Source organism: Bradyrhizobium sp. USDA 4473 (assembly GCF_054063335.1).
Map to the genome: position 1 here is coordinate 6,760,629 of NZ_JBSSGE010000001.1, position 16,944 is coordinate 6,777,572.

6 protein-coding genes are annotated in these 16,944 nt (G+C 65.2%); 2 read left to right on the top strand and 4 right to left on the bottom strand.

What is annotated here, in order from left to right; all coding sequences use genetic code 11:
• Window positions 1-21 precede the first annotated feature (21 nt).
• From ACVW17_RS32005 to ACVW17_RS32015, 3 genes are read right to left on the bottom strand one after another with little or no spacing between them, the layout of a single operon-like run.
• Window positions 22-1,266, bottom strand: coding sequence for an urea ABC transporter substrate-binding protein (locus tag ACVW17_RS32005; protein WP_456798286.1), 1,245 nt, complete (start codon window positions 1,264-1,266; stop codon window positions 22-24).
• 29 nt (window positions 1,267-1,295) lie between these two features.
• A complete protein-coding gene (locus ACVW17_RS32010; RefSeq protein WP_456755590.1) occupies window positions 1,296-2,291 on the bottom strand; it encodes an acetamidase/formamidase family protein in 996 nt (331 codons plus the stop codon).
• Window positions 2,292-2,308: 17 nt separating this feature from the next.
• Complete coding sequence (locus ACVW17_RS32015; RefSeq protein WP_456755591.1) at window positions 2,309-3,709, bottom strand: amidase; 1,401 nt, start codon at window positions 3,707-3,709, stop codon at window positions 2,309-2,311.
• A gap of 420 nt (window positions 3,710-4,129) precedes the next feature.
• Here ACVW17_RS32015 and ACVW17_RS32020 point away from each other — a divergent pair, with 420 nt between their 5' ends.
• Both ACVW17_RS32020 and ACVW17_RS32025 read left to right on the top strand, forming a co-directional pair.
• Entirely contained in the window at window positions 4,130-5,293 is a 1,164-nt protein-coding gene (locus ACVW17_RS32020) for a transporter substrate-binding domain-containing protein (RefSeq protein ID WP_456755592.1), read from the top strand.
• Window positions 5,290-5,877 carry an ANTAR domain-containing response regulator gene (locus ACVW17_RS32025; RefSeq protein WP_456755593.1) on the top strand — a complete coding sequence of 196 codons (588 nt, stop codon included), beginning with the start codon at window positions 5,290-5,292 and terminating at the stop codon, window positions 5,875-5,877. Before ACVW17_RS32020 ends, ACVW17_RS32025 begins: the two co-directional genes overlap by 4 nt.
• A 46-nt stretch (window positions 5,878-5,923) precedes the next feature.
• Here the strand turns inward: ACVW17_RS32025 and ACVW17_RS32030 are convergent, their stop codons facing one another.
• The gene (locus tag ACVW17_RS32030; protein ID WP_456798287.1) at window positions 5,924-16,882 is read right to left on the bottom strand and encodes a filamentous haemagglutinin family protein; all 10,959 of its coding nucleotides are present in this window, start codon (window positions 16,880-16,882) and stop codon (window positions 5,924-5,926) included.
• Between the last annotated feature and the right edge of the window lie 62 nt (window positions 16,883-16,944).

Here is a 16,944-nt window from a genome sequence, read left to right on the forward strand (position 1 = left end):
CAAGATTCGTGCCCATATGCATTACGATTTGCTGGGAAGATGACTCGGCGTGTACTGATCCTTGTCGTTCTTCTTGGTGAGGTCGCAGCCGATCTCGCCGAGCCAGTACGGCTGGATCGTGCCGTAGTCCTTCTCCACCGTCACCTCGTGCTTGGGCCCGACCGAGATCAGGCGCATGCGGTGCGAGGTGTGCTGGCTCTTCGGATCGATGCAGACCTTGCCCTCGGGCGCATCAATACAGGCGTCGCCGGTCGCGATCACCTTGCGCATGTCCTCGAGCTTGGTCGACTTCGCCTTCTCGACCAGCGTCTTGTACATGTAGAGCGCGTTGTAGGCGTTATAGCCCATGTCGTTGATATAGAGCTCGTCGGGGAACTTGGCGTGCCAGCGCTTCTTGAAGTCGTTGGCTTCGGGCGTATCGATCTCCTCGAACCAGTTCGCGGTGGCATGCATGTTGTTGAGCGCCGGCGGCTTGAACCGCTTGTGCTCGAAGCCGAGCATGACCTTGATCGAGGACCCCATCGGCAGGTTGAGATTGGCCGCGGCGGCCTGCTCGAAGAACGAGTCCTGCGCGGCGCCGACATTGATAGTCAGCAGCCAATCCGGCTTCGCCTTCTGGATGTTCTGGATGGTCTGCGCGAACTGCGACACGCCGAGCGGGATGAATTCCTCGCCGACGACCTCGCCGCCGAGATCCTTCATGATCTTCCGGTTCCATTCCGCGGAGATCTGGCCGAAATTGTAGTCCGCGGCGATCACATAGACCTTCTTGCCGAACTTCTCGACCATCCAGGGGATCAGCGTCGAGAATTGCTGCTCCGGCACCGCGCCCATGCTGATCATGCTGGCATCGCAGACGCCGCCTTCATACTGGTTCGTATAGAAGTACGGCGTGGTGGTGCGATCAACGATCGGACGCAGCGCCTCGCGCGAGGCCGACGTGATGCCGCCGATCAGCACGTCGACCTTGTCGCGATTGAGCAGCCGGCGGCCGAACTCCTGATAGCGGGCATTGTCACCTTGGGGATCAAGATGAATCAATTCGATCTGCCGACCGAGGATGCCGCCGCTCTTGTTGATCTCCTCGACCGCAAGCTGCGAGCCGTGCAGCTTGGGCATGCCCATGAACGCCAGGTCGCCGGAGACGTCCTCCAGCAAGCCGATCTTCAGCGGCGGTTCCGCCGCCCGAGCGGCGCCAATTGCCGCGGTCCCGAGCATTGCACCGAGCAAAGCCATTCCCACTACACGCCCCGAATACATCGCCATGTCCTCTGTCGTTGAAGGATGTTGAAGTTTCACGCCTTGAGGTAATTCTTCAGAATCGACGCCCCCATCGTGTATTTGGGGTCGACCATGTTGCCGAGCCGCATGCGGCCGGCCTGGCTGAGCAGCATGTAGGCGTCGATCTCATCGAAGCCGTAGTCGGCGCTCATCCAGCGCACCAGCTCGCGATAGGCGATGCGCGCCGCGTCTTCGAGCGGGCGGGCGCTGCCGATGGTCATGATGAAGTCAGCCGTCTCGAGCCGCGGCCAGGCGAAGCTCCAGTTCTTGATCAGGTCGATCTGCAGCGTCACGGTCGCGCGCTGCTCCAGCGCGACGCCCGACAGCTCGCCGTCCCCCTGCGTGGCGTGGCAGTCGCCGACATAGAGCAGCCCGCCCTCCCTGTGCACCGGAAAATAGATGATCGCGCCGGGCGCGACATCAGGCAGGTCCATGTTGCCGCCGTGATAATCCGGCTGCAGCGAGGAGATCGCCTCGATCTCGGGCGACACGCCGATGGTGCCGATGAACGGCTCGTAGGGCAGCGTGATCTTGTCGTTCCAGCGCACGCCGCTGCGGTCGACATGCAGCTTCTTGACGCGTTCCGGTAGCGGCGGATTGAGCAGTGCCGTCGACGCGGTGCCGACCAGGCCGCCGAATTCCGGAATGATGCAGGTGGTCCCGGCCGGCTGCGCGCCGCGGGTCTCGACGTCGCGGATATAGACGGCGAGGCAATCGCCCTTTTTGGCGCCCTTGACCGCGATCGGTCCGCATTGCGGGTTCAAATAAGGGAAATTCAGCTTGGCGGTCGGACTGTCACTCTCGCTGGTGAGTACACCGCCGAACGCGTCTTCGGTCTCGACCACGACGACCCCGCCGGGATCGATCGACAGCGTCGGCTTGGCATAGGGCCCATAGACGTAATGGAACCCGCCCTGTTGCTCGATCGTCAAACTATGGGTCGTGCCGGTCGCGCCCTTGGCGACGGCGCGCTTGGCCATGATGGAATTCTTCAACCAGTCTTCGGTCATGCGAACGGCTCCTCAACTCAGATCGCGGGATGGCGCTTGTGCCAGTCGGTGACGCGTTGGAAGGCATCGCCGGCGCGAACGAGGCCTGCTTCGTCGAAGTGACGCCCGACAAACTGGAAGGCCACCGGACCACCGTTCGGCGCGAAGCCGCCGGGAAGCGTCACGGTCGGGCTGCCGGTCATGTCGAACGGACAGGTGAAGCGCAGCAGCCCAGTGATCAGCGACGGGTCCTCGCCGAGCGCCGCCATCTTGGCCAACGTCGGCGCAGCGAAGGCCTGGGCCGGCACCGCGATCAGATCGACCGTGTCGAACAGCAGTCGCACCGCGCCGCGGAACGCTTCGCGCCGCAGCACGATCTTCTGATAGTCCATGGCGGACTGCGCCCGGCCGAGATCGAGCAGGCCTGCGAGCGCCGGACCGTATTCGTCCTTGCGGGCGGGATAAGTCTCCTCATGCGCAACCGCCACCTCGATGCCGCACAGCGGGAACCAGTCCTCGATGACCGCTTTCGGATCGGGGAAGGTGATGTCCTTGATCGTCGCGCCGAGATCGGCCGCGACACGCAGCCCCTCGCTGAGCACCTTGCCGGCCGGCTCATCGGTGCCCTCGCTGGTCCAGCGCCGATCGACGCCGATTGCCACGCCGCGCAAATCTCCGGTCAGGCCGGCAAGATAATCGGGCACCGGCAATGGCACCGACGTGGTGTCCTTCGGATCCTGGCCCGCGATCACGGCAAGGATCGCGCCGCAATCGGCCGCGCTGCGGGCCATCGGGCCGATGTGATCGAGCGTCGCCGCGAGCTCGTAGGCGCCGTAGCGGCTGACGCGGCCCCAGGTCGGCTTCAGCCCGGTGATGCCGTTGGCAGCCGAGGGGAAGCGGATCGATCCACCCGTGTCGGTTCCAAGCGAACCGAAGCAGAGCCCCGCGGCGGTAGCGACGCCGGAACCGCTCGAGGACGCGCCGGACCACAGATCGGCATTCCATGGATTCTTCGGCGGATCGATCTTCGGATGATGATCGGCATAGGCGCCCTCGGTCTGCTGCAGCTTGCCGAGGATGATCGCGCCGGCGTCCTTGAGCCGCGCGACCACCGTGGCATCTTCGCTCGGACGGAAGTCGCGATGGATCGTCATGCCGTGCGCGGCCGGCACGCCCTTGACCCAGCACAGATCCTTGACGGCGATCGGCACGCCGTGCAGCGGCCCCTTGATCTTGCCGGATGCGATTTCCTTCTCGGCGGCCGCAGCCTCGGAAAGCGCGGCCTCGGCCATCACATGAGCGTAGCTCTTGAGCTTGCCGTCGAGCTGCTCGATGCGTCCGAGCATCGCTTTGGTCACCTCGACCGGCGAGAGTTTCCTGGCCTGGATTTGCTGCCCGATCTCGATCAGTCCGAGATAGTGAAGTTCCGTCGTCGGCATCGTTTCTCATCCCCGCACTTGGCACGACGCAAGCGCAGGCACTGCCCATCACCGCGCATGCGCCTCCGGCTTGACGACACGGTCGTGTCGCCAATGTGTTTGGCGGCAAATGCAAAAAGCCACCCGCCCCTCCAAAACGAAGGTGACGAATGGCTCAAATGCCGCGGCTATGAACTATCGCGTGGGGCCCGGATCGAACGGAGCACTCTGCGCGGCGACCGGGACGTCATCGGCCAAATCGACGCGCGCTGGGTTCGACAGGTAGCCCTGTAGGAGAAAATTCTAAGGAGATGTGCAGCGCGTTGTCAACGAGGCTGGCTGCACAAATTTCGCGAGGTGCATGCGCAGCAAATCAGCATGACCTCTTGCACCGACCTCTGCGAAGATGATTTCCTTCGCGCGTCGCAATGAAAGTCGTCGATGACAAAGCCGTCCATTCCCGTTGGCATCATCTGCTCGCAGCACGGGCCCTATCAGGCGATGGGGCGCGAGCTCCTGAAGAGCTCGATGATGGCGGTCGACGAGATCAACAGCCAGGACGGCTTCGACTTCTCGATAGCGGCGCATGTGCGCGATCCCCGCGGTGTGGTTTCCGAATATCACGCCGCCTGCGACGACCTCATCCGCAATGTCGGCGTCGAGCACATTGTCGGCTGCTACACCTCGGCGTCGCGCAAGCAGGTGCTGCCGATCGTCGAGCGCACCGACCGTCTGCTCTGGCATCCGGCCCGCTATGAAGGGTTCGAATGCTCGGACAATGTGATTTATGTCGGCGCTTCGCCCAACCACAATGTGCTGCCGCTGGTGCGTTACGTGCTGGACAATCTGTCGCGCGAGATCTTCTGCGTCGGCTCCAACTATGTCTGGTCCTGGGAGACCAATCGCGTCACCCGCGAGCTGGCGACCGCAGCCGGAGGCCGCATTCTCGCCGAGCGGTTGCTCGAACTTGGCGAGAGTGCCGTCGGCCATATCGTCGACGAAATCGTGCGCCGCCGGCCGCCGGTGGTGTTCAACACACTGGTCGGCAGTTCGAGCTACGATTTCATTCGGGCCCTTCATGCCGCGACCACGGCCGCGGGTCTCCAGATTCCGATGGTCAGCTGCAGCCTGTGCGAGCCGGAGCTCAAGATCGTGGGGCCCGCATCGGCCGGATGCATCACGTCATCGGCCTATTTCGAGAGCATTCGCCTGCCCGAGAACCGGGCCTTCGTCGCGCGCTGGAAGGCGCGCTACGGCGAGCACAGCAGCCCTTCGGTGGACGGGCAATCCGCCTATGTCGCGGTCTATCTGCTGGCCCGTGCGTTGCAGCGCGCCGGCACATCCGATATCGGCGAGGTGCGGCGCGCCGCGGCCGGCCACCGCTACAATTCGCCGCAAGGCCCGGTCTGGATCGACGGCAGCAACAACCACTGCGTCCTGACGCCGCGGCTCGCCGTCTCCAACACCGAGGGACAGTTTGACATCTTCTGGGAAGCCGACGCTCCGGTTAAGCCGGATCCCTATCTGACGCAGCTCGACGTCGCCGCCAGCCCTGCACGGGATGCAACGTCGCCAAATGCGCCGCATTTACGGGTTGTGAAATGACCAAGCCGTCTTCATTTTCGCTGCGCGGACGCAAGGCCCTCGTCGCCATCAAGGACGAGCGCGATGCCTCCATCGTCAGGCGTCAGTTCGAGCGTCTCGGGATCGACATCGTCACATGGGATGGCGATGCCCGTATCGACTGCCGTCCGGACGTGACGCTGATCGACGACGAGTACCTGCCGCTTGCCTCCCCGGTGCAGCGTACCTCGCTCGGGCGAAGCCCGGTCATCGCCCTGCTCGGCACCGAAACGCCGAGCCGCCTGAAGCTGGTGCTCGAGCTCGATCCGGCCTCGTTCCTGGTCAAGCCGCTGCGCTCGGCCGGCATCTATGCCGCGCTCGTGCTGGCGTTCGAACGACGCCAACGCGGCGACGAGCTGAAGCAGCAGGTGCTCAAGCTCGAACAGCGCCTTCGATCTCGCCGCATCGTGCTCGCCGCGGTGCTCCAGGTGATGCACACCCACGCGCTGGCCGAACCGGCCGCCTTTGCGTTGATCCGCCGGGCCGCCATGGAGCAGCGCAAGACGATCGAAGAGCTCTCGGCGGAGATCACCGCAAAGGGCTCCCTGCCCCGCGCAACGGGCTAGACCAGCATCGCCGATGCCAAATCGCGGCGGCCGCCACGGGCCGAAGTCAGTTCACGACCTGCCGGCGTTCATCCGGCGTCAGCTTCTTCAGCTGCTCCTTGCTCAATTGGCCGTCGCCGATCACCTGAAAGGCGCTGTTCGGGTCGTACTGGCTTCGCTTGTCGCTGCCGCGCCGCTTTTCCTCGTCGCCGCCGTCGCCGCCGCCATAGCCGAGCACTTCGACGATGATGACCGAAGGCTGCTCGTTGGCGCTCGGCGGCGGCGCGGCGGCCTGCTTGGCAGAGGCGCCGGCCGTGTTCGAGGCCTCGCTCAGGGCGCCCATGTTGGGCGCCTGGACCTGCGGCACGCCGATCACGCCGCCCTGCGCTTGGATGTTGGCGGCGTTGACGATATGCAGCGCTGCGATGTTGACGAAGCTCGAGGCGCGGATACCCGCTTCGCCGGCATCGACAGTGCCGAGCGGCGCGATCAGATCGACCGTGCCGCGCGGCACCTCCGGAATCGGTTGCAGAGTTGCAATACCGGCGCCGCTCGACGGCACCACCGGGGATATCGTGATATTGCCGTAGCTGTCGTAAGCGCGCTTCGGCGGCGTATAGATTACCGTGGTCTTGGCGCCGCGACCGGCGTTGATGTCGCCCTCCGCCGACCAGATCACGATATTGCCGCCGAACGTGGTCATGATGCGCGACAGGCCCATCAGCACGCTGTTCTGGGAATAAATCTGGATGTTGCCCGCGCCTTGCGTGATGAGGCCCGCATCACTGCCCGGCAGCAGCCCCTCGGTCCCGATCGTGACGCCGCCGCCCGGCGTGAGGAACTGGATGTCGCCACCGAAATCGGTGTGAACGAAGCCGCTTTGAATCGCGTAGTTCGGCGCGCCCGGCGTGCCGGTTGCAGCGGTGAACATCCTGATGTCGCCGCGATAGGCGGACGGATTCGGGAATAGCGCAGCGATCGCCTCGCGCCCGCGCAGATAAGAGCCGGCGCGCGGGCCGTTCGTATCGGTGTATTCGCGCCCGCCGGCAGTCAGTTCGGCATAGTAGACCTGCCGCAGGAAGACGCGCTGCTGTTCGCCCGGCAGCGTGAGGAAGTAGCCGAGCGCATCGGCCTTGGCTCCGCCGTAGCCGAAGCGCTCCGTCAGCCAGGCATCAAGCTCATCACCATAGGTCTTCGCCACCTTGCCGTGCTGGTCGGCGAGCGGCCCGGCGCCTGCGAGATTGTCCGGATCGAGGTAGAGCCTGGCAAAGCCGGTCCAGTCGACTTGTCCGACGCCAATCTCCCCTTCACCGACGCCAGCCTGCATGACCACGTCTGCGCCGGGCCGCTTGTCACGGGCAGCCAACGCCCCGATGCTTTCGACGGTCGCCGTCGATCCCTGATAGATGTTCCTGGCCGCGGTGATTTCGAGCGTGCCCGGGCCGGCAATCGTCCAGCCTCCGCCTACTCCGGATTCGAGCCCCGGCCAGCCCGCATAGATGACGCTGCCGCCGGCCGCGATGACGGACACATCGTTGGGGTCGTTGTGCAGGATCAGGCCCTTGGTATTGACGATGTCACCGCCCGCCAGCATCCGCAGCGGTCCTGCCGCCTGATAATAAACTTCGCTGGAGTCGACGCCGTCAGTGGTCCTCCGCACCGTAACGGTCTGGCCATAGGTGATCCCGGTGATGTCGCCGTTCACCGCATAGATCCGCGCGGGCTCGCCCTGGTTCTGCGCGGGGTTGCCCTTCACCGTGTTGGCACCAAAGGCAAAGGGGTATCCGCCCGTCGGGTAAGAGTAGACACCAAATCCACTGATGACATCGTTCACTTGCGCGAAGTTGCCCCAATAATTCGAGGCCGTGATGACCTGTCCCCAGGGTTGGGTGATCGAGATCGCCCAAGCCGGCTGGAATGGTGTCGCGAGCGCCGATACCGGCGCCATCGACGCCCCGATGGCGTTCGTTGTGCTGAAGATCGATCCTTCCGCCAGCATCTCGAACGCGCCGCCATTCTCTGACGGCAGCAGCATTCCATCCATCGAATTGTAGATGTTGCCGTTCGCGGCGATCGCCCGCACGGTCGAGGGCAGGAACTGGAAGCCGAATGGCGCACTGCCCGGCGCGAGCGAACCGCCCGCGGCGAACATGTTGACGGCGGTCTGCCCCGTCCACAGCGTGAACCAGCTGGCGCCCTGGCCGCTGGTGCTGCCGTTATCGGCGGCCGTCACGCCGGTGACACCGACCCGGCCCGGATCGAGGATGGCTCCGACAGCCAGATCGCCACGTGCACGGATGTCGATCACGCTGTCGCCCGGTGCGAAATCGCCGCCGGCGGCCGTGATCATCGAATAGGACGTCAACGGATTGGACGGCCGCGGATCTGCCCCGCTGTCGTTGCGGAGGTTGTTCGCGATCATGCTGCCGAAATCTCCCGTCACGACATCCATCGCACCGCGCAGATTGACGAATTGATTGCCGCCGATGCCGACGTCGCCAGCCTTCACCGACAGCGTGCCGCCGCCGGTCTGCACCAGGCTGCCATCGGCCATCACACGGCCGCTGCCACCGACAGCGATGACGACACCGCGGCCGGCGCCGCCGATCGTGCCGCCGGCTTGCAATGTGACATTGCCGCCGCCGAGCGTACCAAGACCGGAGAAGGCTGAGAGTCCCAAAGACAAGATGCTGGGGTCACGGATTTGATCGAGCGTATAGCTGCCGAAATTGATGCCCCAGGCGGTCCTCTGACCGATCTCCGAGCCACCCTGGCGCCATAGCCACGACCCAATCTCGGTCGTGCCCTTCGTCAGCGTCCCGCTGACGTCGCCTTGCGCCACCAGCAGGAAATCGCCGCCATGCTCGGGGTAATACATTCGCTGCGAGCCGAGCGCTGATTCATAGCTGGCATTTGCCGATCCCAGCACAGTGCCATCCGTCACCGTGCCGCGGTCGACGTTATAGTCGGCATTCGCTGCCGTCCCGGTCTCCCTGATCGCGGTGCCGGCCGTGTAGACGCCGAACGGCGACTGCTGATCGTAATTGCCGCCGGCGAGAATTTCGAGATCGCCGGTGCCGGTGCGCACGACGCTGACACCCAGTGTGGTCGGCTTGTTGATGGTGACGTTATACGGATCGTTCAACACCACGTTGCCCGAACCGGCCAGCGCATCGGCTGTCTGCAGCATGCGGCTGTCGGCGCTCGCGAGATCGGCGCCGCCGACCAGGCGCATCGACCAGGATTGCGTGCCCGCCGCGAGCATCGGGGCGATCGGCCAGATCTGACGATCTCCCGGTCCAACCAGATTGATGTTCGTCATGCCCGCCGGAAGCACCGTGCCCACGGGAAGCGGCGTGTCGGCCGGGAATGTGTAACCGCCGAACAGCACAAGGCTGGTGCCCGCCGGCAGCTTCACGGGCTCAAGCACCAGACTGATCGCTGAATTGATGAAAACCCGCCCGGTGAAGTAAAGATTCTTCTCGAACACGGTGCCGGCCGGAAATACTGTTCCGGTGAGGATCGTATCACCCGGGTTGTAAATCTTGTCCGGCGTGATGATGCGCCCGCCATTCACTATCCTTGCCGGATTGGGCGGTCCCCTCACCGTGAAGTCCTCCGCCAACTTGATCGCTACGGGAAGCGGATTTGCGGCGTCCGGGCTCTGTATGACCTCTCCGCCCTCGAGCTGCAGCTCCAAGTTGATCGTGCCATCGTTCGGAATGGTCGAACCGCTGCCGAGGACCACACCACCCGTCGTGACAGTATAGCCGTCAGGTAACGTGCCGGAGGCAATCACGGTCACGGCATCTGGTGACGCCGGCGGCGGTGCGAAGCCGTCATTGATGCTGCCATTGATCTTGAGATCGCCGGCGGCGCGCACCACGAGCACGCCTGGCTCGCCGGAGCCACGCACGGCCGGATCGGCATTCCGCCCATAGCGATAACCGGAGAAGTCGAGATCGCCCTTCGTCGACAGATCCCCGTCCGACGTAATCGCGACGCCCGGCCGAAGATGGAAGGCCGAGCCATAGGCCGAGAGCCCGGCCAGGCGGTTCCGCAGGTCGCCATTCTGGAGCGCTGCATTGATGAATGCCGTGCTGTCCTGATGCAGACCGTCGAGATAGGCCTGATCGATGATGCTGCCGCCCGGCAGGTCATAGGTGCGGAAGCCGTTCAACGCGATACTGCTGGCACCGCGAATATTGAACGGGCCGCGCGCGTTGATCGCGATGTCGTTGGCGCCCGCGCCGTCGCCGCCAGCGCCGCCGCGCCGTGGCGCGTTGAGCTCGATCTTGCCGCGCGAGACGCCGTCCGGTGAGCTCATGTCGATGGTCGCGCCGGCAGCCAGCGTCATCGTGCCGTGCGTGGTGGTGAGCTCGACATGTGCGGTGTTGTTGGCTTCGATCGGCGCGCCGTAGCTGTCGGTCTGCAGCACGTTGCCGTGGACATCGAGCACCGCATTCGCCGTCAGCGTGAGATCGTCGCGCGCCGACAGGCGGACGGTGCCGGGCTTGGCGCCGCTGGCGTCGATCCTGCCATCAACCGTGAGACTGCCTTGATCGACCGAGACCGTCAGGTAGCGCGCCTTCACACCATCGCCGATCACAAGGCTGCCCTGCCGAAGATCAAAGCTGCGAGCGTTGAAGAAACCTGCATCGTTGAGCTTGGCGTTCAACGCGGCGAAATCGCCGAAATTCTGCGCTGCGACCGTGAACTGCCCGCTGTCGTAATCGCCGGTCGACGATCCCCTGAGCGTGCCGTCGAACGAGACCTGCCCGTGCGCGGCGTCGATCGCCTTCGCCGCGATCGAGCCCGCCGCATTGTTGGCGGCCGAGACATCGATCACCGAACCCGCATTCTGGATGATATTGCCGCCGGCGGAGCTCAGGATGAGATCGCCGCCCCAGCTGAACTTGGTGACGTCGAAGAAGGCGATGCCGCGGCCCGACAGGTCGACGGTCGCGTTTGCGCCGAGCACAACATCGTGCGTCGCGTTCAGCGTCAGCTTGCCGGACGGCAAGGCGAACGCAGTGTCGACAAAGACGCTATCACCGGCGAAGGCGAGCGTGCCGCCGAGATCCGTCACGCCACGCGTATCGGCGGGAGCGGCCCCCGCCGGCGCGACCAGGCGCAAGGCTGCGCCTGCGCTGACATCGAGCTTCGCGCCTTTGCTCGCCGTGATCAGCGGGGTTGCGATGGTGAGCGCGCCGCCCTGCAAGGCACCATTGCTGTCCTGGCCGAGACCCACCTTCAGCGTGCCGTCGCTGTTCGCGGTGATGCGCTTCGTCGCTGTCAGGCTCACATCCGAGAAACCAAGCGCGAGACGGTTCAGCGTTGCGCCATCGGTCGGCTTGCTCAGCGCAGCATCGTAGCCGAACAGGATCTCGCTGGCCGTGATGGCGAGATGGCCGGATCCTGTGCCGGGCCCGCCGGGCAGAACACCGGCAGGCACCTGGCTGCCATAGGGGTTCGATGGGCTGCCGTCGCCGCTGCGGATGCCGTTCCAGACCAGCGTATCGGCCGTGATGCTCGCGGTGTCGCTGGCGGAGCCGAGCCCGTAGATGGCCGGCGTATTCAGAACGAATTTGAGCGGGTCGGCCGAGGCGCCCTGCCGCGTGGTGTCCAGGCTGACGCTGCCGATCAGATTGAAGGAACCGCTCGCCGTGATGATGAGCTGCTCAAGTGCCGGACTGCCCGCGCTTGTCGAGGGCCGCAAAAGCCTGTCGAGCACGTTTTGGGTCAGATTCCATCCTGGCGGAAGCTGGCCTGCGGCCTGCGCTGCCGCGAGCGCCGCCTCGGTGCCGACATTGACCTGCTCCTGCGTGACGTTGAGATAGCGCGCGCCGAAATTGACGTCGCCCATGGTGAGCCCGCCCGGCGCGGCCAGCACGATGCTGCCGTCGGTCAGCAGCGAAGCACCGCTCGCGATGCTGATTTGTCCGGACCCGACCGCATCGAGAAACTGGAACCAGCCATTGGCGACCCCGAGCACGGCCGTACTGCTGGTCGTGCTCGTCGACGTCGGGTCCAAATTGCCATAGACATAGCCGAGCGTGGAATCGATCGCGTTGGTTTTCAGGCCGCGCGTATCGATGCTCGCCCCGCCTGCCATATTGACCGACGTACCGACAAGAAACACCTGCCCGGCCCGGATCGCCGCGCCGTCGAGCAGATTGACCGTCGAGTTTCCGTCGAAATAAATCTTGGCACCGGCCCCGGAATTCGTTTCCACGGCGTACACGCTCGTGCCGCCCAGCAACAGCGTCGGTGCATTGAAGGCGTTGATGTCGTCGCTCGATATGGACGTGTGCCCGGCGATGGGCACGGCTCCAGGCGGCGTGATGTCAAGCACGACGGATTGCAACGGCCTGATCGACAGCGTGCCGTCGACGCCGTCCTTCGCACCACCGAATAAGGCCGTGCCGGCGAACGACAACGACTTCGCGTTGTCCGGCTGCGAGAGCAGGATGATCTCGAGGACCTTGCCGTCCTCCGGCAAGCGCGGCCGGAACCCGCCGAATAGGGCCGTTTGCGCGCGCGCGAAATCGGCATAGCTGGTTTCGTTGTACTGCGAATAATGCCGCGTGGTCTGGCCCGAGGTGAGGATCACCCGTGTCGGCAGCGTGTCCCGGATCGCGCTGTTGGCAACCCCGAGATAGCCCGGCGTGACGACGGAGCCGTTGCCGGCCGCCACGGGCGGCACCACAGTCGTTCCGGTCGCGCCGAGCTCGACGCGATAGCCGCCCGGCAGCAGCGCATAGCTCGACGGCAGCAGCGTGTAGGTGCCGGCGGGCAGTCCTGGTACGCCTGAAGGAAGCGTGATCTGCTGGCCGATCGCCGGATCTCCGGCGCCGTTGGTCGCGATCGCCGGCGCATAGTCGGCTGCGTAACCGGGCAGGATGGCATAGACCTTGTTGCCGGCCGCGCTGTAGCTGTTGGCCGGATTGGCATTGACGAGCGCCGTCTTCAGCACATCGACCGAGCCGCCGCGACCGGAGATGAAGCCTGCCCCCGTGAGCGAGCCACCACCGGACAGGTCGAGCACCGACCCGGGCTCGCCCACGACCGAGCCGGCAGTGAGCGAAATCCCGCTCGCAATCCTGATACCGTTGACATGATCTTCGTAGGAAGCACTCGCCAGATTGTACAAGGTGCCGTCTGCGCCTTGATAGGCGATGCCATCCGAGGTGCCGCCAAACGGCATGGTCAAGCCGGCCGCGCTCGCGGACGTGATGCTGCCGCTGCGGAACGTGATACGCGCGTCGGATGGGGGCGGGATAAGCGGCCCGTTGTCGAGCTGCGTCGCATTGAACCAGATCCGACCAAGCGGTGCGCGAACCACGCCGCCCTGGTCAATGTTGGCGGCAATCAAATCCAGATCACCAAAGGCCGAAGCCGGAACCGGCGGCGTCTCGCCGTCATTGCGGCGAATGATGAGATGCGCATCGGGATCATAGGCAGCGGACGGCGAGCTTGGACGGAGCCCAACCTTGATCAGCGCGAGGGCACCGCTCAACGGATAGATCTGGTCGGCAGTCAACGCGAGGTTTTCAACATCGAGCCCGCCGGTGCCGAACCTGATATCGCCATTGCTCTGCAGCGCGACCTGATGAAAGCCGCGGGCATCGAATGGAATGCTGACAGGACGTCCGATGTCCGCGTCCCCACTGCCCTGTTGGCCGGTGGCCCCGAACTGGACCGGCCCGTACACATCGATCAGGTCGCCGGCGACGGTGAAGCTTCCGCCCGTCGCCGGATTCCGGACGCCGACATTGTTGATCCCGGGGGAATATCCCACCGCCGTCTGCGCATCTTCGGCGTTGTAGACGCCATCGAGACGGACATAGGGCGCCGACAAATGGATCGTGCTGTTCGGCGTGTCGGGCGCCGATGCGATGACGCCGCTCGACAGCCGAAGACTGCGCGACAGGCTGAGATTCACATTGCCGTCAAAGATCAGAAGATCGCGCGTATAGAGCGCGAGCGAGCCGAAGCCCCCCTTCTCGACCTGGTTGACGCCAAGCACAGTCCGCCCGAACTGCAGGGCCGGATCGGCCCGCCCCGGCGACAGACCGGCGGCAAGGCCGCTGCCGGGTGCGTTTTGCATGAGCGTGATATCGCGCGACCGCTGGAATTCCGGAGGCAGGTCGCTGCTGGCATAGGGCGAATTGGCATTCGGCTGCCCGACGATGTAGCCGCGCCACGACATCGTCAAGTTCAGCGCGCCGCCGGATGCGCCGCTGCCGCCGGCCGCCGCGCGCAAGGTGCCGTCGAGCGCCATCCCGAAGCTGGAATAGAGCGAGATCGCTCCGCCGTCGCTCGCGGCAGGCGTCGGGACATAGCCGTTGCCGCTGAGCACATCGACCACCGCAGAGGTGCCCGACGCGTCGATCAGCGCACCGGGGCGAACGATCACGAAGGCATCGCTGACGACGGGATATTTTGGATCCAGCGCGCCGGTGCCGCCGATCCGGATCGTGCCGCCGTCCGGCACCGCCGCATAGGAGATCCCGTTCTCGTCGCGCCCGACCGCGTCGCGCGCCGAGACGTCCAGCACCGCATCGTCGCCGATCCAGAATGAACGCGTCAGCCCGAACTCGCCGTAACCGGAATTGTACCTGGTATCGCCGGGCGCGTCCTGCAGGCTGGTGATCAGGATGTTGCCGGCCGGCGCCGTGATCGCACCGTCGATGACCGTCTGGCGATTGGCGTAGATCGAGACCGAACGTCCGGGATCGACGTTGATCGACGCGCCCTTCGCCAGCGTGAAGTCATGCAGGCTCCAGAATGTCACATCGGCGCCGACGCGCTGCGTCGCGCTGTGCGCGAACGGACTGAGCGTAAATCTGGGCGGCGTCCACAGTTCCGCGGCATCCGCGACCAGGCTCCCGCTCGGCGCGGTGTAGCTGCCCTGGCTGAAGCGATAGACCGGCACCTCGGCATCCACGCGCGTGCCTTCGCCGATCCGGATGCCGGTGTTGCTGCTGATGTTGTAGGTCTTGAAGCCGGATTGGAAGATCGCGGGATCGAGCACCAGCGCGTCGGCGACGGCCTCGCCGATCGCGATCTCCTGGCCCGCGTTCAGCGTCAGCGTACCGCCGCCGGCAAAACCATAGGCGCGAATGGCGCCATCGAGGATGAGCGGGTTGGTGAAGAACTGCGTCCCGGCGAGATGCGAATAGTCATTGGCCACGAGGCTGACATTGCCGCCCTTGCCACCCTGCGTCTTGCCGTTCGCCAGGATGGCGCCGCCCGACGACACATCGATCAGCGACCCGCTCGCCAGCGTGATACTGCCGGTGGTCGAAACCGTGAAGTTGCCGCCGTCGAGATGCGCCCGGCCGGATCCATCCGTACCGGTCAGCTCATTGCTCCACAGCCCGCCGAGATCAACGGCGACGTTCTGGCCAACCGTGATCTGCGCCTTGCCGTTGGCGTCGTTCAGCGCCCGCCATTGCTCGTTCTGATTCTGACCGAGCACCGCATGCATCAGGTTGGTCAGCGTCACGCTGCCGCCACGCGCCGTGACGTTGGCGCCGACTTCGACGTGTGGCGCCGTGAGGATCACCTGTGCGCCGGGGGCCAGCTCGAGCGGCGCCGCGACCAGGATGTCCTTGCTGCTCGCAACGTTGAGGCCGCCGAGCCTGGCGGCATTGAGTGCGTCCGAATTGAAGAATGCGGTCCCGATGCGATCGTCGGGCAAGGCCGACGTGGCGTCCAGCGCGCCGGTGATCTCGGGCGTTCGGCCGAACACGACCCGCGCTGTCGATGCATCGGTGAGGCCAAGTCCCGAATAGCCGCCGAGCGCGAGCTTGCCCTGCAGCGGTGCAACGTCCTGTGACAGCTTGTAGCCGTCGGTGGTCCCGGCTGGCCGCGCCGTCGTCTGGCGCACCCCGGTGATGACATCGGCGACGATGTCTGCCTCGAACATCGCCGTCGGCGTCGACAGGATGAGAGCGCCGGCGTCGCGGCCGATGGTGTAGCCGTCTTCCCAGCGGGTGGTGACGCGGCCCTTGCCGAACGGGCTGGTCCAGATTTCGGTCAGATTCGGCGCAACCTTGCCGCCGAGCTTGTGCTCGCGAATGAAACCTGAGCCAAGGCCGTAGAACTGCATGTCGGCGCGGGCCTGGTCGGCACTGTAGAGCCGGCCGTCAGCGCCAAGGAAATTGCTGGTGCGGATATAGCCGCCCTGATAGCTGACCGAGCCGCCGGAGACATCGAACACCGCCCGCTGCTGCGCGACCACTTCCTGCGCCGACAGCGTGACGGTGCCGCCGACCGCGGCCCATTCGCCGATCCGATGGGCGGTGTTGGCGAGATATCCCGAGACCTCGAGCAGGCCGCCCGGCGTATAGTATCGGTCCGTCGCATAACCGCCGGCGCCCGCCGGCACCAGCACCAGGTCGCGCGCGTCGATCCAGACATCGGCATTTTTCAGCGTGTCCCCATCGCGATTGACGGGCGAGTCGCGCAGCTCATTGCCCTGCACGTTGATCAGGAGGTTGTTGGCCGACATCGGCAGCAGCACGCCGCGCACGCCTGAGACGTCGATCACCGATCCACTCTCGGCGAAGACGCGGCGGCCGGCGCTGACCGCCACCTGGCCGCCCTGCGCCTGCGTGATCGAGCTGTCCTTGAAGGTCACGGTGCCGCCGCTGACGATCTCGATACGTCCCTGATCCAGCCGGTCGGCCAGCAGGGACAGATTGTCGAACTGGGCATTGGTGACCGGAGCGTGGCTGAAAGCGCCGGAATTGGCGACCAGCTGGCTGCGCTGGCTGTCGAGCGCGGTGTCGCTGCTGTCGAGCTCGGGCAGGATCGCGGTCAGGCTGCCGCTGGCGAGCGTGACGCTGCCGGCGGCGTCTGAGGCTGCGTTGAGCAGATGGATCGTGCCGCGGGTGTTGACCGAGCTCGTGGCGACAAGCACCCCGTCCTGGGTGATGCTGCGGCCCGCGAGCGTGATGTCGCCCTGCTGCGCGAAGATCAGGCCGGAATTGCCGACGGCTGCTGCGGCGTCGCGCACGATCGGCGCAATCTCGTTGCCGCGCGTGGTCGAGGGCCTGGTTGGCGTCGGTGCTGTAACCC

Coding starts and splice junctions, on each gene's coding strand:
- ACVW17_RS32005 (WP_456798286.1), bottom strand. CDS start 1,266: ATGGCGATGTATTCGGGGCGTGTAGTGGGAATGGCTTTGCTCGGTGCA.
- ACVW17_RS32010 (WP_456755590.1), bottom strand. CDS start 2,291: ATGACCGAAGACTGGTTGAAGAATTCCATCATGGCCAAGCGCGCCGTC.
- ACVW17_RS32015 (WP_456755591.1), bottom strand. CDS start 3,709: ATGCCGACGACGGAACTTCACTATCTCGGACTGATCGAGATCGGGCAG.
- ACVW17_RS32020 (WP_456755592.1), top strand. CDS start 4,130: ATGACAAAGCCGTCCATTCCCGTTGGCATCATCTGCTCGCAGCACGGG.
- ACVW17_RS32025 (WP_456755593.1), top strand. CDS start 5,290: ATGACCAAGCCGTCTTCATTTTCGCTGCGCGGACGCAAGGCCCTCGTC.